Here is a 19,219-nt window from a genome sequence, read left to right on the forward strand (position 1 = left end):
AACGCCAATTCTTAATGCTGTTTTTACTTTCCTCTTACACTCTTTTCAAATATCGAACCTAGTATCAAATTTCTCTTTGTTATACAGGCAAGTCTCTCATTATGAAGAACTTCTTTGATAGCGAACTCATGCTCTCTAGCTCTTTGAATTTCGTTTTGCTATCGCTTGGGCTAACGCTCCTTTTTCATCTTCCGATTTGGTGTGGGTTCAACTTGAGCCGACGAAAGTGGAAGCTCATGGATTATTTATGGCCGTTTCTAGCGGGTATCGGGATGCTGGGTGCAGTGTCTGAGATTCGTGCGAAAGTAGCGGGTGATTGGGTTGAAACAGAACAAACCAGAGCGGTGGCGATTTTAGAATCGGTTCAGCAGTTTTCTTTGGATAAGCTGAGAAGTGATACCTGCACCGGTCAACCATCTTTAGATAATCACGCTCAGCACCATGAAGCGTGTTTGTGGTATTTGAATACGGCGATCACGTTCAAAGATGTCGATTTCACCTTGTTACCCAACGCATCGGATTTTACGGTTCCTGCGCCTAACGTATCGCTGGTGGAAAGTGATGCCGTGTGGGTGGATGGTATGCTGAGTCAGTATGAGATGCAGAAAAACCAATACATAAAAACCAGAGAAGCGCAGGTGAAGCAGCCATTAGAAAGCCTCTTCTGGTATGTGAGTCCTTACTTAGTCTGTTTCGCTATTGCTCTGCGCCTTACTAAAGTGACGGCAGAGCTTAAACTGGATAAGTGCGTAAACAATTAACTCGACATAGACAGCGCGAACGACAGTAAAATAGGCAAGGTAACCACACTTAGGAAGTTGCCGAACAACACCATAGACGCGACTTTAGGCGGCTCGACATTGAACCTTTCTGCGAACAGGTAGTTCATCACGGCGGGTGGCAGCATGGTGAACAGCACCATCATCTGAAGATGCAGCGTAGGCAGCGGGATAAAGAAATAGATGATGGCAAAGGCGATGGCTCCTGTGAATAGCGATTGAGCCGTACACAGCAAGCCAACTTTGAGTCCGCTTAGCTTCAAGTTCACCATTTGCGAACCCAACGACAACAGCATGATGGACACGGCTGCTTGGCCGAGTAGCGATGTTGCTTCGTAGATTGGATTCCATACTGCAATTCCAGACAGGTTGAGCGTCATCGCTAATGCTGCGGCTAAGAATATCGGCATCTTGAGGATCTGTTTGATCGGATTACCTTCACTCAACAGCGCCAAGCCAACACTAATGTGCACGCAAGCCGACACCACAAACAGCAGTACTGCAGGGGCTAATGCGCTCTCACCAAAGGTATACGTGAACAGAGGAATCGCGAGGTTGCCACTGTTGCGGAACATGTGTGGCGGCGCCCAAGCTTTGAAGTTGAGCTTAAAGATCTTACAGATTGGTATCATCAATAAAGCGGGCACCAACACCGCGACCAAAGAAGCGGTGATGAGTGGCAGTTGTTCGGTGTCGAGAGGCATGGTGGTCAGCGAGGCAAACACTAGCGCAGGAATACACACATCCATGTTGATGCGATTGATCGGTTTGAAATCGGGCTTGAGCCAACGACCGACCGCAAAGCCAGCACTGGCTAAAGCAAAAACGGGAAACAGAATGCTGACGACCTGTTCGAACATAGAATTCCTTTCTAGATTTAGTGCTTCCATTTAGCTGAGAAACGAATGTTTTAGAGAGACGCTAAAGTGAAGTATGAAGTCGAAATGTATAAACATTAACCTATCAATATAATGACTTGGCGTCACCGAAGATCGTTGTCTGTGAGCGGTTAATTTATATTTCTTTGAATGAAGCACAAAAAAGACCAGTGGCATCAGCAACTGGTCTTTCAAGGCTAGATAAATCTGGACGGATTTTTAATTAACGACGGCTGTCGCTGTCTAGCGATTGTTACTCGGTTTTCAGTCTAGCTAACGAGCTTTTGATAATCTTTGAAATTCACATCGTAGGCTTTCTCGCCGTAGATGTAAGTCTCGCTGACGGTTCTGTCGTCACCCAGGCTCATCAATACAAATAGCTTCTCTTCAAGCTTGGTCGCTTGTTCCATTCTAAAGCGCATCAATTGTGTGGCGTGTAAGTCCAACACCACGAAATCGGCTTCTTTTCCTACTTCCAAGTTGCCAATCTTGTCTTCTAAATGCAGTGAACGTGCACCACCTAATGTGGCTAAGAATAGCGACTTAGCTGGGTGCAATTTCTTATGTTGAAGCTGCATGATCTTATAGGCTTCACTCATGGTTTGTAGGATTGAGAAGCTAGTGCCTGCGCCGACATCAGTCCCCATACCAACACGAATGCCGTGCTCTTCCATTTCTGGTAATCGGAATAAACCTGAGCCTAAGAACAGGTTAGAGGTCGGGCAGAAAGCAATGGCAGATTCCGTGTCGGCTAGGCGCTTACATTCGCAATCAGACAAGTGAATGCCATGGGCGAAAACCGAACGTTTGTGCAGTAGGCCATAGTGGTCATACACATCCAAATAGCTGTCGCGCTCTGGGAACAGTTCTTTTACCCATTCAATCTCTTTCTCGTTTTCAGAAAGGTGCGTGTGCATATACACATCTGGGTACTCTTCTAGCAATTTACCAACGGTAGCCAATTGTTCTGGTGTACTGGTTGGCGCGAAACGAGGTGTCACGGCATAAAGCAAACGGCTGCGGTTGTGCCATTTCTCAATCAGTTCTTTGGAGTCGGTGTAGCCAGATTCTGGCGTGTCGGTGAGGTAATCAGGCGCATTGCGATCCATCAAAACCTTACCCGCAATCATACGTAGGTTGCGCTTCTCAGCTTCTTCAAAGAAAACGTTAACCGACTCTTTGTGTACCGTGCCGAACACGAGTGCCGTGGTTGTGCCGTTGCTTGCTAGTTCGTCTAGGAATAGCTTCGCCACTTTGTGTGCGTAGACTGGGTTTTTGAAGCGCTTTTCTTCTGGGAAGGTGTAGTTCTCTAACCAATCAAGAAGTTGCTCACCGTAAGACGCGATCATCCCTGTTTGAGGGTAGTGGATGTGCGTATCAATAAAGCCAGAGGTGATCAGCTTGTCTTTGTATTCTTTGACTTCGAGTGTTTTAGGTTGGCGAGCCAATACCTCGTCGACATGGCCCAAGTCGACGACATGGCCGTTCTCAACCACTAAAACACCGTCTTCAAAATAGTCGTAAGACTCATCGATGCCGACGTCTTTTGGGTCGGCGACGCTGTGTAAAATACTGGCGCGATAAGCTTTGCGTTGCGTTGTCATGTTTACTTCCTTTTAATGACTTCAGCGACGTTATGGCCACTGAAGCTTTGCGACTTGTGTTAGGCGATCTTCTCTTCCAATGGTGGTTCGCCTACGTCGCTTGGTTGACTGTGTTGATCGGTCAAACCTTGATTTCGATATTGTTTGGTTGGGCGCTTTTGTTCAAGCGCTTGGCCTTGATAGTGTGCGATCAGTTCACCCGCAACCGATACCGCAATTTCGGCAGGATGTTTGCCATTCACGGCGCTAATGCCAATCGGGCAAAGCATGGTTTCGATTTGTTCTTGGCTGTAGCCGCGCTGCTCTAAGCGGAAGTCGAACTTCTTACGCTTGGTAAGCGAGCCGATCATGCCAAAGTAACGGCTGTCTTCACGGTCAATAATGGCTTTGGTTAGGTCAAAATCGAGCTGGTGGTTGTGGGTCATCACAAGGTAATAACTGTTTGGTTGCATGTGTTTCACTTCACCGACTGGGTCGTCTGAGACAAGCTTTTTAACACCGTGTGGCAGCGTTTCAGGGAACACTTCTTCACGTTCATCAATCCAGGTCACACGGAAGGGCAGAGTCGCGACAATGTGCAGCAGCGCTTTGGCAACGTGCCCAGCGCCAAACAGCACAAGGTGATTCTGCTGAGTGCCAATCGGTTCAAAGCTTAATGTTGCCATTCCGCCACAACACTGGCCCAAACGAGCGCCTAGGTTAAAACGTTCCACTTTGAGCGACTTTTCACTGGCAATCAGCATCTCTCGAGCCATTTTAGTGGCCACATGTTCAAGGTGACCACCACCAATCGTAGCGATGATTCGGTCACGAGTGACAAGCATCTTGGTGCCCGCATCACGTGGCACTGAGCCTCTGTCTTCAAGCACTGTCACCATGACACATGGTTCGTAGCTCTCTTCCAGCTTTGCCAGTTCGTGAATCCAATTATCCTTAAACATATGTCCTCCTAAATCCCTTCTGTGCTTCCTAAGCTGTTTATTACGCCCTATGCCATATCTGTCAGCTCTAAGCCGTTTCTGATTGAGCATCGACCGAAGTCGGGGCTGTTTCAGAGACTTCCTGAATCGCCATCAAAATACGCTCTGGCGTTGCTGGTGTGTTGAGCTTAGGAATCGCTCCATCAACGGCCACGTAGCTAATCGCATCTTTCAATGCACTCCATACCGACATACCCAACATGAAAGGTGGCTCACCCACGGCTTTCGAGTTGAATACTGTGTCTTCTGGGTTGCTGCGGTTTTCCAAAAGGTGCGTTCTGAAATCAATTGGCATATCAGCAATCGCAGGGATTTTGTAGCTTGCAGGGCCGTTGGTCATTAAGCGGCCTTGCTGGTTCCACACCAACTCTTCCGTTGTTAACCAACCGACACCTTGTACAAAGCCACCTTCGACTTGGCCGATATCAATCGCCGGGTTCAATGAAGCGCCTACGTCATGCAGAATATCGACACGCAGAATCTTGTTTTCACCGGTTAACGTATCGACGATAACCTCTGAGCAAGAGGCACCATACGCGTAGTAGTAGAACGGGCGACCGCGTGCTTTCTCGTGATCGTAATAGATCTTCGGAGTGCGGTAGAAACCAGTGCTCGATAGCGATATTTGGTTAAACCAAGCCAGTTCAACAAACGAGTTGAAGGTCATGATCTCGTCGCGGATCTGCACCATGCCGTTCTTAAATATCACCTCTTCAGGCCACACTTTGAAGTGCGAAGAAGCGAAGTCAATCAGGCGCTGCTTAATGGTCATTGCGGCGTTTTGCGCGGCCTTACCGTTGAGGTCGGTGCCCGATGAGGCTGCGGTTGGTGATGTGTTCGGAACTTTGTCTGTGTTTGTAGCGGTGATCTGGATACGTTCGACATCGACTTGGAACTCCTGTGCAACGATTTGTGCCACTTTGATGTTCAAGCCTTGCCCCATTTCCGTACCACCGTGATTCAAATGAATACTGCCATCGGTGTAGATATGGATGAGCGCACCTGCTTGGTTCAAGAAAGTCGCAGTAAACGAGATGCCGAATTTCACGGGTGTGATCGCTAGGCCTTTTTTCAAGATTGGGCTTTGCTTGTTGAACTCGGCAATGTCTTTACGACGTGCGTGATAGTCACTGCTGCGTTCAAGCTGTTCGGTTATCTCAGGTAAAAAGTTGTCTTCAACGGTTTGGTAGTAATGAGTCACGTTACGGCCTTCTTCGCCGTAGTAGTTCGCCTTACGTACTTCCAAAGGATCTTTTTTCAGGTAACGCGCAATCTCATCCATGATGTGTTCAATGGTCATCATGCCTTGCGGGCCACCAAAGCCACGATATGCGGTGTTCGATGCTGTATTGGTTTTGCATCGGTGACCGACTACAGTTGCATCACCTAGATAATAGGCGTTGTCTGAGTGGAACATTGCGCGGTCGACAATAGAACTTGATAAGTCTGGTGAATAGCCACAGTTACCTGCAACGGTAATATCGGCACCTTGAATCACACCATTGTCGTCAAAACCGACCGTGTATTGATTGTAGAACGGGTGGCGCTTACCAGTTTGCTGCATGTCTTCATTACGCAGCAGACGCATTTTGGTCGGTCGGCCTGTAAGGTGGGCAATCACCGCAGCCATACAGGCTGGAGAGGCTGCTTGAGTCTCTTTACCACCGAAACCACCACCCATACGACGCATATCAATCACGACTTTGTGCATCGGCACGCCAATCACTTCCGCAACCAGCTTTTGAACTTCGGTCGGGTTCTGTGTAGAGGTGTAGACGATCATGCCGCCGTCTTCGGTTGGCATTACACTACTGATTTGAGTTTCTAGATAGAAGTGCTCTTGGCCACCGATCTCTAGGTCACCAGAGATCACGTGTTTCGCTTTTTTCAGTGCTGCTTTTGAGTCACCACGCTGTTGAGTGTGGCTTTCTGTTACGAAGTGCTCTTTTGCCAGCGCTTCTTTCACATCAAGAATGGCTGGTAGCTCTTCGTATTCAATAACGGCTGCGTGCGCGGCTTTGCGTGCGGTTTCTAGATCGTTAGCTGCCACAGCAATCACAGGTTGGCCGTAGTATTCTACTTTGCCATCGGCAAGCAGTGGGTCGCCCGGTAGGATTGCACCAATGTCCAATTCACCTGGTACGTCTTTGGCTTGAATGGCAATCGCCACGCCTTCAAATTCGTAACACGGTGATAAATTTATATTGGTAATGTTCGCGTGTGCTTGAGTGCTCAGGCGTGCGTAGACGTGCAGCTGATTTGGGAACTCTAGGCGGTCGTCAATGTATACCGCTTCGCCCGTGACTTGCTTGGCTGCACTGTCGTGTTTTACGCTTTTACCTACGCCAGTTTTTAGGTCTTGTTTTGCAATGGTAACCATCTCTTCGTGGGTCATCGCATTGCTCTTGTGAACAGAGGAATTTGATTTAGACATAAGACGTTACCCTTGTTTCGATTTGGTTGTTTTTGTTCTGCTGTTCAATGAAGTAACGACGCAACATATTGGCTGCCGACAATGAACGGTATTCTTGGCTGGCACGGAAATCAGATAGCGGCTCAAAGTCGTTATACAGTTCCTGCATCGCTAACTTAATATTAGCGTCTGTCCATGGTTTGCCTAATAACGTATTTTCACAACGCGCCGCGCGCTTAGGTGTTGCAGCCATACCGCCGAAAGCGATACGAGCGTAAGAAACCTTGCCGTCTTCGATTTGAATATCAAACGCACCACACACCGCAGAAATGTCGTCGTCTAAACGTTTAGACAGTTTGTAAGCTCGGAAGCTGTCGTTAGTTGGCTTAGGAATGATGATCTGTTCAATGAACTCACTCTCTTTTTGCGCCGTCACTTTGTAGCTGATGAAGTAATCTTCAATCGGCATGGTGCGTGACTCGTCACCGCAACGAAGTTTGATCTTTGCGTTAAGGGCAATCAGCAGAGGAGGGGTGTCACCGATAGGCGAAGCATTCGCTACATTACCGCCGATGGTGCCTTGGTTACGCACTTGCAGTGAAGCAAAGCGATGCAGCAGTTCACCAAAATCTGGGTAGTGTTTTTTCAATAGTGAGTAAGAATCACTGATAGGCAGGTTGGCACCAATGATTAGATCGGTGTCGGTCTCTTCACATACCTTCATGTCTTCAACAAGGTTCACGCTGATCAGTGTTTCAATCTCACGATGGAATTGCGTCACTTCCAGCGCTAAATCCGTACCGCCAGCAACCAGCTTAGCGTTCGGGTGGGCTTGAAAAAGCTTGGCCAACTCATCGGTGCTTTTTGGGGAAAAAGCGGTGAGGTGACCAAGGCGTAAGTTGGCCTCAGTGTCTTGAATGCTTTCTAGCTTCTTGATGGTGTTGCGTTCAAGTTCAGCAAATTGGTCGATCAAAGGCTGGTCTGTTGAAAGCGACATTGCAGCATCAACAATTGGACGGTAGCCAGTACAGCGACATAGGTTACCCGCCAATGATTCCATGACGTCTTCTTTGCTCGCATCGGGTTTGTTTTTGCCTAGCGCAAACATCGACATGATGAAGCCCGGCGTGCAGTAACCACACTGTGAACCGTGAAAATCAACCACCGCTTTTTGCACTGGGTGCAATGAGCGATCTCGATTTTGCAGATCTTCTACTGTGATCAGTTGCTTGCCATGCAGCGCTGAAACGAACGTAAGGCAAGAGTTCACCGAGCGGTATTGCAGTTGTCCATCAACCACTTCACCCAGAACTACCGTACATGCGCCACAGTCGCCCGACCCACAACCTTCTTTTGTACCCGTCTTATTTATCTTGGTACGAAGGTAGTTGAGCACAGTCATATTTGGCGACAGATTATCTTCGCGTCTTATTTCCTGATTGAGCAAAAAAGTAATCAAGAGACCTCCTTGTAAATCGACATATTTCCATGTGTATTCTTTTTGACTTCTAGGTCAATAATTATCCATCCTGACCCTGTGGTCAACTATTTATTTACAAAAATGTAACAAAGATGACTTGTCGTGAATTGTATACAATTTAATTTTGGTCATAGTCGTCTGTTTTATAAGGGTTTGGATTGAGATTGAACAGTTTTATGGTGTGAATGAATGGATAGCTATGTATACAAGATAAAGACAAGATTTATGGCACTGTTGGGAGTGATTCTGTAGAGGCTAAGATCGTTGTTGAGGCTAGAATAGACAGTGTTTTAGATGGATGTGAGCCGATCGTCGTCTTTATTTTTAGGTGAGAGGGCATAAAAAAGAGAAGCAAACGCAGGGGCTTACTTCTCTCCAGTTTTGTTAACAAAAAGCTGTTAACAAAAAGTTGTTAACAAAAAGTTGTTAACAGATGGTTATCAATCGTTTGTTGAATCGTCTATGACTTACTCTTAAGCAGATCTGAGAACACGACATGCAGATCACTAGAAGCTGTGCTGCTGTCTAGGTTGAGCTTCGAACGAATATGGCTTAGGTGTTCTTGCATCAACTCTACGGCTTGTTGTTCATTGCCTGACTCTATCGCATCCAGTAAGCCTGAGTGTTCGTCTAGAGAACAGTTCGAGTGGTTGCCCGTTTCGTACTGAGCGATCAGCAGTGAGGTTTGTGACACTAAGCTGCGTTGGAAAGCGAGTAGCGGTGCGTTTTCAGCCATTTCGGCCAGTTTGATGTGGAACTCACCAGACAAGCGCAAGCCGGAACCGTAGTCACCTTGGTCAAAGGCGCAGTTCTCTTTTGCGACTAATTTTCTGCATTCTTCTATTTGAGCTTTGGTTGCGTTTTTTACCGCCAGCTCAGTGATAGCAATTTCCATCACTTCACGTGCTTTAAAGATCTGTTTGGCTTCGTCAACCGTTGGGGCTGCAATCACAGCTCCTCGGTTAGGACGGATCACCACAACTTGTTCTAAAGAGAGACGCAGTAAGGCACGGCGGATAATGGTGCGGCTAACGCTAAAGATTTCTGCTAAGGCTTCTTCGCTTAATTTGGTGGCTGGTGGCAGCCTTTGTTCTAGTATCGCGTCGAAGATATGGCAGTAAACAACATCGTCTTGAGTCTGGCCTGTTACTTTCGTTTTTACACCTTTGGAGACAGAGTTTTTGAGAGCTGTCATAGAGATAAGGGCCCTTGTTTAGTCGAGTTGGGTAAGTCGAGAATAATTCATGAGAGTTACTCTATATTGTATACATTTATCTATACAATGCCACCGGATGAAAGTGCGATGCACGCTTATTTGTTAATGACTTATAACATTTAGTTTGCAGTGAACTGTGTGCAATCTAAAGCTTTAAGTCATTCTTCTCAAAACTAGACGCGATTATCACCGCAGCTGTACGCAACAATCTGGCTGATTTCGCTCAGGCTACGACCTGACTGTTGCTGCCATTCGTTGAAGGCTTTACTCGCTGCCAGTTGTGCTCGCTTGGTGTTACGACCGCTATCAACCACGTCTGTGCTGCGTAGGTGTGCTTCAACATCTGATGACAAGATGAAGGTATCTTTACCCATTTGGCGCAGAGTGTAGGCTCCAGTATTACCACCTAATCGCTTGCCGTGTTTTTTCAGGTAATCCCACAGCTCGGTGATACGTTCTGATGGCCAGTCGGCAACCATTTGCGAGAAGGAATCCGCTTCACGCTTGGCATTGTGGATCATCATGGCGTTGGCAGGGATGGTCATTACCTTGGTGAGGTGGCGAATAATGCGCGGGTCTTGCGCTTTCTGTTCCCACATCTCATTCGGCAGCATCAGCATCTTTTCAATATCGAACTCAAAGAATACTTCTTCAAATTGTGGCCACTTCTTTCTCACCACATTCCACGAAATACCACACTGGAAGACCTTTTCGGTAAAAGCGGCCAGCCAACGGTCATCAGTGATTTGTGATAACTCGGCTTGTGAAAGGGGCGCACGGACAATCTTTTCGAGTTCTGCTGCGCCACCTTTACGGTGAGCCGCACGTTGATAAATGGTGTCGAATTTTTCTTGGGTCATTGAAGGTTCCAAACTAAAGCGATTCTTTATGATATGGGGACTAATTTCTATATGAAAAGGAGCTTAAGCTTCTGTCGCCAATTGAGCGAGAAAACCACGCATGTAGTCGGTGCGCTTGTTGGCTTCTAATTTGGCAGATTCTGTATTCATTGTTTCAGCCAGCTTGAATAGCTTCACGTAAAAGTGGTCGACACTGTAATGTTTGTCATCCAAGTCACGTTGCTTCGCAAACGGGTCTTGGTGGTTATAGAGTTCTGCGTTAAAGCTCTGGCCCACATACAGGCAGCGAGCAATACCAATCGCACCGAGAGAATCTAGTCGATCGGCATCTTGGACGATCTGAGCTTCTAAGGTTTCAGGTGTGATGTTGGCACTGTAGCTGTGCGTGACAATGGCATGATGGATCTCATCAAGATAGGACGCGGGGTAGTCGATAGATTTGAGGAAAGAGATCGCCTTATCTGCTGCCATTTGCGAGCTTTTGGCTCTGTCTGGGTGATTCTTGGGAAAGGTGAAACAATCATGAAGGTAAGCAGCAGGCAGAACGACCTCAAGCTTAGCTTTTTCTTGAGTACATAAAGCCTTAGCAGTTTTGACTACTCGCTTGATGTGGCTGATATCATGCGCCGCATCTTGTATCATTTCTTGTTGTGCAAAATCAAGCAGTTGGTCTTCAAACTTTTCCTTCACGCGTCTCTTTCTCCCTATGTAGACGTTAGCAATCTTGTTGATCACCTAGCATTTATTTCACATCGACTTTAACAGTTTCAAGCGCGAGTTTTTATCTTTTATAAAAGGAATACCCACAAAAAAACCGACTCTGTGAGTCTAATGCCGTTCACTTAAGAGTGAACGGCATTTTTGTTCTTAGCATACCGTTGTGGTCTGGGTTTAACTCTTCTAGGGAATGTCCTTTCCCTTCGCCCTTCAAGTATTAAGCTTTCAGCCATGTTGTGGAACCCCTTTAGCTGACGAGGTATTGCGCCTGGTGTTGAATAAGGTAAGCCTACAAGTAACGCTGATACATGAGCTAACGTGCCGTTAAAACTCAGTTGATAAGGAAGGTAATTTCCCTTTAAATTGAAGCAGAGCTCGACCATCTGATATCGGATTAAATTGTAAGTAAGCAAGATGCCCCATAACTCCTGCTTGACCAGCTCTGGTAAACGACTTCGCAGCGTAAGACGGTTTCCAAGCATGTATTGTTTTTGCTCTCGGTAGCCCAGCTCTATTTCCCAACGATGCTCATAAAGGCCTGCAATATCTTTTGATGGGTAACGCAGGGAGTCCGTCATGGAGGTTAATATTTGGTAGTCTTTTCCTTTAATTTTACGAGTGACAAGTCGAGCGGTTATCGACTTTGGTAAATCAGGCCATAGCTTTCTAGCTCTTGGATTACTGTGTAATTGAACAAGTTTGTCATTTCGCCCTAAAGATTGAACAATGTCATATTGTGTATTTTTCTTGAGGGGGATAAGCCAATGGCGCTCTGAGCCAGAGTCTTGCCATTTATGTAATAAACCTAAAGAATAGAACCCCTTATCGAACATTGTTACGCTATGGTTTGGTGTTGTTTCTATCAGTTTTTCAGCTAATATCATTTCGTTTGTATTGTAATTATCAAATGCACTGGCCGTAATAATGTGACTGCTTAGTTCCATTTGGCAGACCATTCTCACTTGCGGATATTGCGTCCCTTTTTGTCGAGAAAATGCTTTTTCATTTTGCGGGTTATCGGGCGTTCGCCAAACAACGCCATCGACGCCAAGCAGCGTTAATCCATTCCATTGGGGTAACTTTGCACTGTTTAACCATGACGTAGTCATTCGCTCAAAGACCGCTTTAATTGCGTCTTCACCCAACGTCTTTCGACGTTGAGTTAACGCACTCGGTGCGACAAAAGCTTTACCTGTACGGTCGACAATATCAAGTTGGTTCACTAAATCTTTCATGGATTTACTGTTATAGATAGCCATTCCAACAAGCAGCCACACCATGGATTCTAAAGTTAATTTCCTCTTTCTCATCGTGACAGTATCAGTAAGAGAATAGGCTTCGTCGATGAGTTCAATTGGAAGCAAGTCAGACAAAGTCTCAACGCTGCTAGGTTTCCAATCATTAATTATGTTTAGAGCTTGAGAAACATCCATAAAAAAATCCAAGTGCATTAAATACACTTGGATTTTGACAGCTCTGAAGGATCCTTCAACCGATCGCTTTGGCTTTAACTGATCGGCATTAACTCTGTGAGTCGGCTTAATATTGGTCTTTATTTGTTGTATTGGCTTTTAAGCTGCGGCTTGTTGCAGCTGCGCCAATACATGATGCAGCGATGGGCTGATCGTGTGGCCAAGCGCTTTTACTTCTTCGCAAGGCTCAACCAAATCTGGAATTTGGAAGCTGATCATGTTGGCTGCCATTGATGCGCGAATACCGTTGTTTGAATCTTCAAACGCTAAGCAAGTTTCAGGTGCAACCCCTAGGCGTTCTGCCGCCAATAAGTAGATCTCTGGGTGAGGTTTGCCATGAGTCACTTCGCAGCCTGTGCTTAGTGAGGTGAAGTACGAATCTAGGCCAGCCAGCTCGAGCTTCTTCTTTGCGATATCAAGCTGAGTGGAGGTCGCTACCGCGATTGGAATGTCATTCGATTTTAGCCATTCAAGAAGCTCAATCACGCCGTCTTTTACAGGGATCGCTTGGTTCTTAACAATCGCACTGTAACGAGTTCGCCATTCGTTGTTTAACGCAGGATAATCTAAGCCTTCACCGTAACCATTTCTAAAGATCTGTTCGATAGTTTTTGCGTTACAGCCAATAATGCCTAGGTAGACATCTTGCAAAAACGGAACACCTTGCGCGTGACATGCTTCTTCAAAAACCTGCATACAAAGTCGCTCGGTGTCGAGCAGTAGTCCATCCATATCAAAAATAGCAGCTTGAAAATTCATATCCGTGGTTCTTTATCTATTGTCGTCGTGAGAATGAGTATTTTGACATAGTGTCTAAGGATAGGCGAGTCAGCGTTGAGTTAGAATCGGAAGTATTGGGTGTGCAATATGCTTCTGAATGACTTGAAATCTCATTAATTCAAGCTGAAATAATATCGTTCAGTTATGAGCCTAATCTTTTATAGGTCATCGAGATCTAACAGATACAATTATGACTGTTATACATAACAAATCGAGGTCGGGTGTTTGTTTTACTATTACATTTCATAAACTTACAGGCTTGTTAGCGTGACCATAATCTTATAAAAAACAATTTGCGGTAGCCTTTAATGATAGTGTGACCAAGCAATAAGTAAATGGCTGAGCTTAGAGACAAAATATCATTAGTCCATATTTTTAGCAGGGTTGCTTATGTTGTATTTTGAGTTTCTATTTTTATTAGTCGTACTTTATATCGGGTCTCGGTATGGTGGTATTGGCTTAGGTGTTGTTTCTGGTATTGGTTTGGTTATCGAGGTGTTTGTCTTCAAGATGCCACCAACCTCTCCACCTGTCACTGTCATGTTGATCATCCTCGCTGTTGTGACTTGTGCTTCGATTTTAGAAGCGGCGGGAGGCTTGAAATACATGCTGCAAGTTGCGGAAAGGGTACTGAGAAAGAACCCGAAACGCGTCACCTTGATAGCACCGTTCGTGACTTACTCGATGACTTTCTTATTGGGTACTGGCCACGCGGTTTACTCAATCATGCCAATCATCGGCGATGTGGCATTGAAGAACGGTATTCGTCCTGAGCGTCCAATGGCAGCTGCGTCGGTGGCATCTCAGTTGGCGATTACGGCATCACCAATCTCTGCTGCTGTAGTGTATTACCTCGCACAACTTTCTGATATTCAACACTCTATTACTCTGCTTTCTATTTTGATGGTGACGGTTCCTGCAACGCTGTTTGGTACGTTTTTGCTTTCTTTGTACAGCCTGAAACGCGGCAAAGAACTGAACGACGATCCTGAATACCAAGCTCGTCTAAAAGATCCTGAGTGGAAAAAGCGTATCGAAAGCACTACTGCGACGTCTTTGGATGAAGTGCTGCCAACCTCGGCTCGTAATGCGGTTTTGATTTTCCTATTGTCGATTGTGGTGATTGTTATCGTGGCGATGGTGCCTGAGATCAGAACCATCGTTGACGGCGACAAGCCAATCAAGATGTCGGTGATCATCCAAATGATGATGCTCTGCTTCGGCGGTATCATTTTGCTGGCGACTAAAACTGACCCGCGAGATGTGCCAAACGGTGTGGTATTCAAATCGGGAATGGTGGCGGCGATTGCGATCTTCGGTATCGCTTGGATGTCGGATACCTACTTCCAATACGCAATGCCTCAGTTCAAGTCTGGCATCGTGGAAATGGTGACTAACTACCCATGGACGTTCGCACTAGCGCTATTCATCGTATCGGTTGTGGTGAACTCTCAAGCAGCAACTGCACGTATGATGCTGCCTGTTGGGCTTGGATTAGGACTAGACCCAGCCCTGCTTATCGGCTTGATGCCAGCGGTTTACGGCTACTTCTTCATCCCGAACTACCCATCAGATATCGCAACAGTAAACTTCGATGTGTCTGGCACCACCAAGATTGGTAAGTGGTACTTCAACCACTCATTTATGTCGGTTGGTTTGATCGGTGTAGTAGGCGCATGTTGCTTAGGCTACGCACTGGCTCAGATTTTTATCGCTTAATGTATTAGCTAAATAACAAACAAAAACAGCGCCTGAATTGGCGCTGTTTTTGTTTAATCTGTCTTGGGAATTAGTTTTGATACGAGCTCTTAAGCAGTATTAGCGAGCCTCAAAAGCCAAAGACTGAATCGCTTCTTCGATAGTTAGGAAGTGGATCTTCATTAGGCACACTTCTGCCTTCTGGAACTCGTGATTTCGAATCAGCTTGGTCACGCTTTCAACCGAATAGCGTTCAGGTCGTTTCGCTAGAGACAGTTGATTTGATATCGATTGAAGTGCGTAGCTGTTACCCTCTGAATCAATGAGGTAATCATCTTCACCCAGGATCATGTCTGAGCATTCTGCTTGAAATTCGTGTTCGGATGCGACGTAAATAAGCTCATCATCACCGTCGAGTTTTACCAAAGATGGCCAACTGATCATTACTGCCCTTTCTCTGTGCTGCTTACTGCTTTTAATAGTGGTGACGACAAGCAATTATATAAAAGTTATCGTCATCTGCTTTATACACTAATCGATTCTTGTCATCGATTCGTCTTGACCAAAAGCCAGACAGGTTGCCGACTAGTGGCTCCGGCTTTCCAATCCCTTCAAAGGGCGTTCTTTTAGCGGCTTCAATCAACTTATTTAGTTTCTTGAGCGTTTTCTTGTCTTGGGTTTGCCAGTATAGGTAATCTTCCCAAGCATTATCTGTAAATACAATCTTTCGATCATTCGTCATTATTCAATTCTCGAACGGTTGTATTTCCGGCTTCGAGTTGAGCAATAGATTCAGCCAATCTTTCAGCGTTTTTAGGCGAGCTCATTAGGTACAAGGTTTCTTGCATTGAATTAAAATGATCAAGAGACATGACCACTGCATCTTCTGAATCTCGTCTGGTTATTACCGTAACATCAGAATCGTCTACCACTCTATCGAGCACAGACTTAAGGCTATTTCTGGCCTCAGTAAAAGAAACAATATTCATCACTTATTTACCCTGTTGTTTTTGGATATGTTTAATCTTTCTATATACACAGAATAGTTAATCATTCATGAATTAACTATTCTACATGTTCCGCTTGTTGTACATGTTATATCAGAGGTTACACATGATCAACTTATGGTACATGTCATTCATTGTAAATATGCAGAGAGTTACTGACTCAAAATGCTATTTACTCAAAGATCGGCCTAATGGTGCGAAGTAACCTTGCAGGGCTTGGTATATCTGTTCTCGGTGCGCCATATCAGGATACACGGGGTACATATCAGGCTTGGTTGTGCCATCCACTAGATAAGCGTTCTTGATATCGGAACACGATTCAATCACGGATTCAAAAGCGCGCGCCATCATCTCTGTGGGTAGTGAGAAGTAACGGGCAGACATCGCTTTGTCGGCAATCACACTGCGAGCCACATAATCGTGTTTGTCCAAGTTATTGTCGCTAAGCAGTGTGGCATCAAACAGAGACATCAAACTTTCGTTTAATGGATGAGGTCGCACCGTTCTATCGTGCAACCAACAGTCGCTGGCGAACAGGATCTGCTTGCGAGGGCCAGAGGTATCGCCGATTTCAAACGCTTTCTCAGCGATATAGTGGTCAAATGCATGCCAAAACTCGTGAGCGAGCGCGCCAGCTCCGGCATTCTTCGCGAGGGCTAATTCTCGTTGGTTCGGGGCATAGTGTGCTTGTACGCCTTTTCTGCCGCCACTGCCGAACGCTAAGCCTAATGTGCCGCGAAGGCCAATCGCTTCTGGTGGCAAAGCCAAGATGTAAGCCAAGTCGGCTAGCGAATCGAATATCAGATTTGCGGCCAACTCTTTTTCTTCTTTCGTCACCCAAGCACCCACACGAATGCTGCCCATACCGAAGGTTTGTTTGATGTCCATGAATGACACCTGATCGCCATGTCGGTAGTCTGGGCCTTCGCGCGTTTTGTATTTAAAGTGAGTTAACTTCAAAAGGGTCCTTGGAAACAGACGTAAGAACGAATAGTGTGCTTAGTGAGATGCGCCTGTGTGAGATGCATCTCTTGGAATTAAAGGACGTTAGCACTTTTGATAGCAAATTGCCGAACAAAATTAGTTTAGATTGAGTTCGAAAGCTTCCCATGAAGTTGGGTTACCTTCACGAGTGAGTGGAAAGAGTGGCTGTTGTGGTTTTGCATAGCTTAATCGGTGCAGTCTTTGAGTTACGTGGTAGCTATCAAGCCCTGATACCGTGACCAAATCCAACGCTTCTAAATCAAGGTAGCCATCCGGCATCACGGCGCGTTTGGGTGCGTGAATCGTTATAACTTCACCGATCAACATTTGCGTTTGATTGCTTTCGATTGTTATCTGTTCTTTGAACGCTAACCCTATCTTTAAACTGCTCTCCAAGACGAAGGGAGCGGGGAATGTGTCGTTATAATAGGCCGTTAAGCCGACCGCGTTGAATTCTGAGACTGGTTTAGGGTAGCGAGCCGAGGTTTGATGGGCCTTTTTAACAAAGTCAGCACCAATGCTGTTAACGGTGAAGTACTTAGTTTCTAGGATGTTTTCTAGCGTATGACGTCGGCTTTTATCTGGGCGAACAATAAAACCAAGCAGCGCGGGATCAGACCCTAGGTGAATGACAGAGCTCACTATCGCAAGGTTTTCAAGCCCCTGTTTATCACAAGTACCAATTAGGTTGGCGCTTTTAAATCCAGATAGGGAGTTAACCAAACGAATGCGGTGGCGCGGGTCCATTGTTTGGATCTCTTGTTTAGAAAGGGTCATGTCCTTCATATCTTCTCTTCTTCTCATTTATTGTTATCTTCGAGCATGCTCACTAACGGACTTATATGTACGAAGAATCCGCTTTTATCGATCAAAGAGCGCTTATTGGCCGTGGGCAGTTTGTCTCTTTTATCTCTGCTACAGCACAATGAACGAGATCCTTTGCATAGATTTACGTACGTTGACGTCCCTTTACATCACAGGAGCTAAAGTAATGATGTCGTCTTTATGAGTGTTAACAAATGAAAACAGTCCGCAATATCATTTGGGCAATGATTGCCACAATGTCAGCCTTTTGGTTTGCGATGGAACCGCAATTATTCGCTTCAAGCGATGTCTTTGAATGGCGCTCAGCCATGATTCAGTACTCAGGTATTTTGTCTCTGGTGTTAATGTCCATCACAATGATCTTGGCGATGCGTTTGCCTATGGTTGAGAATTGGCTGAAAGGTATGGATAAAGCATATCGAGTCCATAAATGGCTCGGTATCGGTGGTGTTGCACTGGGTGTGAAACACTGGTTGTGGTACCAAATACCTAAGTCATTGGTGGTGTCTGGTGTGTTAGATAAGCCTGTTCGACACGATGGTTCAGGGCCGCAAGCTGTTTTGACTGGATGGGAGTTATGGGTCAATGAATTACGCGGTATTGCTCAGAGTATTGGCGAGTGGGGCTTCTACTTGTTGCTCATTTTACTGGTGGTGTCACTATGGGCGGCAGTGAAGTACAAACCGTTTAAATTGTCGCACCGTCTGATGTCGGTTGCGTACCTGTTTATCGCTTTCCACTCAGTAATCCTGCTTAAACGAGCGTATTGGGGAGAACCTATTTATTATCTAACTGTGGCATTTGCTTTGGCTGGGTCTATCGCAGCGATTTACAGTTTGTTGGGCTTGGTTGGGCGTCGTAATCGTCACTCAGCGACGATTATCTCGACTCGCTATTTTCCACAAGCTGAAGTGATGGAGCTGGTGTTAAAACCGGAGGCATCTTGGCAAGGTCACAAAGCTGGGCAGTTTGCGTACTTGCGTTTCGGTAATGAAGACCCGCATCCGTTTACCATTGTTTCTGGCAGTGATGATCCAGAGCTGCGCTTTTTGATCAAAGAGCTGGGTGATTTTACTAATGGCCTATATGAACGAGTGAAAGCGGGCGATGCGGTTACGGTTGAAGGACCCTATGGTCGACTTTATTTTGACCTAAGCAAGCCACAAATTTGGATTGCTGGTGGTGTCGGGATAGCGTCGTTTTTTGCAACACTTGAAGCGCTCAAAACAGAACGAGATCATCCTCGTATTCAACTGTTTTATTGTACTCGCGGTGTTGATAAGCAATTAATCGATGAGTTGTGGCACCTAGCACACGCGGTTGGTGTGAAGTTGACCGTGATAGATACCTTGCACTCACCGCGGCTAAACGCCGGAAGAATTGTCAATCAATGTGGCGACCTCAACGAGTACGAGATGTATTTCTGCGGGCCGGAGTTGTTCTCTACATCACTGAAAAAAGAATTAGACACCTATCAATTTGATATTGAAAAGCACTACCACGAAGAGCTGTTTGTGATGCGTTAA

18 protein-coding genes are annotated in these 19,219 nt (G+C 45.8%); 3 read left to right on the forward strand and 15 right to left on the reverse strand.

Features of this window, described 5'->3' with window-relative positions; translation table 11 throughout:
* The first annotated feature begins 236 nt into the window (after positions 1-236).
* Positions 237-761 carry a hypothetical protein gene (locus BCU07_RS15770; RefSeq protein WP_102428168.1) on the forward strand — a complete coding sequence of 175 codons (525 nt, stop codon included), beginning with the start codon at positions 237-239 and terminating at the stop codon, positions 759-761.
* On the opposite strand, the gene BCU07_RS15775 is transcribed toward BCU07_RS15770, so the two are convergent.
* The 10 genes from BCU07_RS15775 to BCU07_RS15820 all read right to left on the reverse strand — a co-directional run bounded on the left by BCU07_RS15775 (position 758) and on the right by BCU07_RS15820 (position 13,158).
* On the reverse strand, positions 758-1,639 hold the full coding sequence (locus tag BCU07_RS15775; RefSeq protein ID WP_102428169.1) for an AEC family transporter: 882 nt from the start codon (positions 1,637-1,639) through the stop codon (positions 758-760). The two genes, BCU07_RS15770 and BCU07_RS15775, sit on opposite strands and share 4 nt — an antisense overlap.
* Before the next feature lie 287 nt (positions 1,640-1,926).
* On the reverse strand, positions 1,927-3,261 hold the full coding sequence (gene guaD / locus BCU07_RS15780) for a guanine deaminase (RefSeq protein WP_102428170.1): 1,335 nt from the start codon (positions 3,259-3,261) through the stop codon (positions 1,927-1,929).
* Positions 3,262-3,320: 59 nt separating this feature from the next.
* Entirely contained in the window at positions 3,321-4,202 is an 882-nt protein-coding gene (gene xdhC, locus BCU07_RS15785; RefSeq protein ID WP_102428171.1) for a xanthine dehydrogenase accessory protein XdhC, read from the reverse strand.
* A 67-nt stretch (positions 4,203-4,269) separates the two neighbouring features.
* The gene (xdhB, locus tag BCU07_RS15790) at positions 4,270-6,675 is read right to left on the reverse strand and encodes a xanthine dehydrogenase molybdopterin binding subunit (RefSeq protein ID WP_102428172.1); all 2,406 of its coding nucleotides are present in this window, start codon (positions 6,673-6,675) and stop codon (positions 4,270-4,272) included.
* Positions 6,668-8,113, reverse strand: a complete 1,446-nt coding sequence (xdhA, locus tag BCU07_RS15795; protein ID WP_032549154.1) for a xanthine dehydrogenase small subunit — start codon at positions 8,111-8,113, stop codon at positions 6,668-6,670. The genes xdhB and xdhA overlap by 8 nt, the downstream gene beginning before the upstream one ends.
* Before the next feature lie 481 nt (positions 8,114-8,594).
* Positions 8,595-9,329, reverse strand: a complete 735-nt coding sequence (locus tag BCU07_RS15800; RefSeq protein WP_017071662.1) for a GntR family transcriptional regulator — start codon at positions 9,327-9,329, stop codon at positions 8,595-8,597.
* A gap of 194 nt (positions 9,330-9,523) precedes the next feature.
* Entirely contained in the window at positions 9,524-10,210 is a 687-nt protein-coding gene (locus tag BCU07_RS15805; RefSeq protein ID WP_016766965.1) for a DNA-3-methyladenine glycosylase I, read from the reverse strand.
* A gap of 63 nt (positions 10,211-10,273) precedes the next feature.
* Positions 10,274-10,900 carry an HD domain-containing protein gene (locus BCU07_RS15810; protein ID WP_102428173.1) on the reverse strand — a complete coding sequence of 209 codons (627 nt, stop codon included), beginning with the start codon at positions 10,898-10,900 and terminating at the stop codon, positions 10,274-10,276.
* A 152-nt stretch (positions 10,901-11,052) separates the two neighbouring features.
* On the reverse strand, positions 11,053-12,360 hold the full coding sequence (locus tag BCU07_RS15815; protein ID WP_413286086.1) for an IS4 family transposase: 1,308 nt from the start codon (positions 12,358-12,360) through the stop codon (positions 11,053-11,055).
* Positions 12,361-12,498: 138 nt separating this feature from the next.
* Positions 12,499-13,158 (reverse strand): HAD family hydrolase, encoded by a 660-nt coding sequence (locus BCU07_RS15820; protein ID WP_010432777.1) that lies wholly within the window; start codon positions 13,156-13,158, stop codon positions 12,499-12,501.
* A 411-nt stretch (positions 13,159-13,569) separates the two neighbouring features.
* Here BCU07_RS15820 and BCU07_RS15825 point away from each other — a divergent pair, with 411 nt between their 5' ends.
* Entirely contained in the window at positions 13,570-14,898 is a 1,329-nt protein-coding gene (locus BCU07_RS15825) for an anaerobic C4-dicarboxylate transporter (RefSeq protein ID WP_010432780.1), read from the forward strand.
* A 99-nt stretch (positions 14,899-14,997) separates the two neighbouring features.
* Here the strand turns inward: BCU07_RS15825 and BCU07_RS15830 are convergent, their stop codons facing one another.
* The 5 genes from BCU07_RS15830 to BCU07_RS15850 all read right to left on the reverse strand — a co-directional run bounded on the left by BCU07_RS15830 (position 14,998) and on the right by BCU07_RS15850 (position 17,654).
* On the reverse strand, positions 14,998-15,321 hold the full coding sequence (locus BCU07_RS15830) for a DUF4144 domain-containing protein (RefSeq protein WP_102428690.1): 324 nt from the start codon (positions 15,319-15,321) through the stop codon (positions 14,998-15,000).
* Between the two features lie 31 nt (positions 15,322-15,352).
* Positions 15,353-15,619: a Txe/YoeB family addiction module toxin gene (locus BCU07_RS15835; protein ID WP_017069754.1), complete on the reverse strand. Its 267-nt coding sequence runs from the start codon at positions 15,617-15,619 to the stop codon at positions 15,353-15,355.
* Positions 15,609-15,866, reverse strand: a complete 258-nt coding sequence (locus BCU07_RS15840) for a type II toxin-antitoxin system Phd/YefM family antitoxin (RefSeq protein ID WP_017061616.1) — start codon at positions 15,864-15,866, stop codon at positions 15,609-15,611. The genes BCU07_RS15835 and BCU07_RS15840 overlap by 11 nt, the downstream gene beginning before the upstream one ends.
* Positions 15,867-16,052: 186 nt before the next feature.
* On the reverse strand, positions 16,053-16,844 hold the full coding sequence (locus BCU07_RS15845) for a CLCA_X family protein (RefSeq protein ID WP_017061617.1): 792 nt from the start codon (positions 16,842-16,844) through the stop codon (positions 16,053-16,055).
* A 120-nt stretch (positions 16,845-16,964) separates the two neighbouring features.
* On the reverse strand, positions 16,965-17,654 hold the full coding sequence (locus BCU07_RS15850; protein WP_102428691.1) for a flavin reductase family protein: 690 nt from the start codon (positions 17,652-17,654) through the stop codon (positions 16,965-16,967).
* A 233-nt stretch (positions 17,655-17,887) separates the two neighbouring features.
* Between BCU07_RS15850 and BCU07_RS15855 the strand changes: the two genes are divergently transcribed.
* On the forward strand, positions 17,888-19,219 hold the full coding sequence (locus tag BCU07_RS15855) for a ferric reductase-like transmembrane domain-containing protein (RefSeq protein ID WP_102428692.1): 1,332 nt from the start codon (positions 17,888-17,890) through the stop codon (positions 19,217-19,219).

The organism is Vibrio sp. 10N.261.54.E10 (genome assembly GCF_002877735.2).
Taxonomy (GTDB): Bacteria; Pseudomonadota; Gammaproteobacteria; order Enterobacterales; family Vibrionaceae; genus Vibrio; species Vibrio crassostreae_C.

What these genes read in the sequence shown, in the direction of transcription:
- BCU07_RS15770 (WP_102428168.1), top strand. Translation starts at nt 237, where the DNA reads ATGGATTATTTATGGCCGTTTCTAGCGGGTATCGGGATGCTGGGTGCA.
- BCU07_RS15775 (WP_102428169.1), bottom strand. Translation starts at nt 1,639, where the DNA reads ATGTTCGAACAGGTCGTCAGCATTCTGTTTCCCGTTTTTGCTTTAGCC.
- guaD (WP_102428170.1), bottom strand. Translation starts at nt 3,261, where the DNA reads ATGACAACGCAACGCAAAGCTTATCGCGCCAGTATTTTACACAGCGTC.
- xdhC (WP_102428171.1), bottom strand. Translation starts at nt 4,202, where the DNA reads ATGTTTAAGGATAATTGGATTCACGAACTGGCAAAGCTGGAAGAGAGC.
- xdhB (WP_102428172.1), bottom strand. Translation starts at nt 6,675, where the DNA reads ATGTCTAAATCAAATTCCTCTGTTCACAAGAGCAATGCGATGACCCAC.
- BCU07_RS15800 (WP_017071662.1), bottom strand. Translation starts at nt 9,329, where the DNA reads ATGACAGCTCTCAAAAACTCTGTCTCCAAAGGTGTAAAAACGAAAGTA.
- BCU07_RS15805 (WP_016766965.1), bottom strand. Translation starts at nt 10,210, where the DNA reads ATGACCCAAGAAAAATTCGACACCATTTATCAACGTGCGGCTCACCGT.
- BCU07_RS15815 (WP_413286086.1), bottom strand. Translation starts at nt 12,360, where the DNA reads ATGGATGTTTCTCAAGCTCTAAACATAATTAATGATTGGAAACCTAGC.
- BCU07_RS15820 (WP_010432777.1), bottom strand. Translation starts at nt 13,158, where the DNA reads ATGAATTTTCAAGCTGCTATTTTTGATATGGATGGACTACTGCTCGAC.
- BCU07_RS15825 (WP_010432780.1), top strand. Translation starts at nt 13,570, where the DNA reads ATGTTGTATTTTGAGTTTCTATTTTTATTAGTCGTACTTTATATCGGG.
- BCU07_RS15830 (WP_102428690.1), bottom strand. Translation starts at nt 15,321, where the DNA reads ATGATCAGTTGGCCATCTTTGGTAAAACTCGACGGTGATGATGAGCTT.
- BCU07_RS15835 (WP_017069754.1), bottom strand. Translation starts at nt 15,619, where the DNA reads ATGACGAATGATCGAAAGATTGTATTTACAGATAATGCTTGGGAAGAT.
- BCU07_RS15840 (WP_017061616.1), bottom strand. Translation starts at nt 15,866, where the DNA reads ATGAATATTGTTTCTTTTACTGAGGCCAGAAATAGCCTTAAGTCTGTG.
- BCU07_RS15850 (WP_102428691.1), bottom strand. Translation starts at nt 17,654, where the DNA reads ATGAAGGACATGACCCTTTCTAAACAAGAGATCCAAACAATGGACCCG.
- BCU07_RS15855 (WP_102428692.1), top strand. Translation starts at nt 17,888, where the DNA reads ATGAAAACAGTCCGCAATATCATTTGGGCAATGATTGCCACAATGTCA.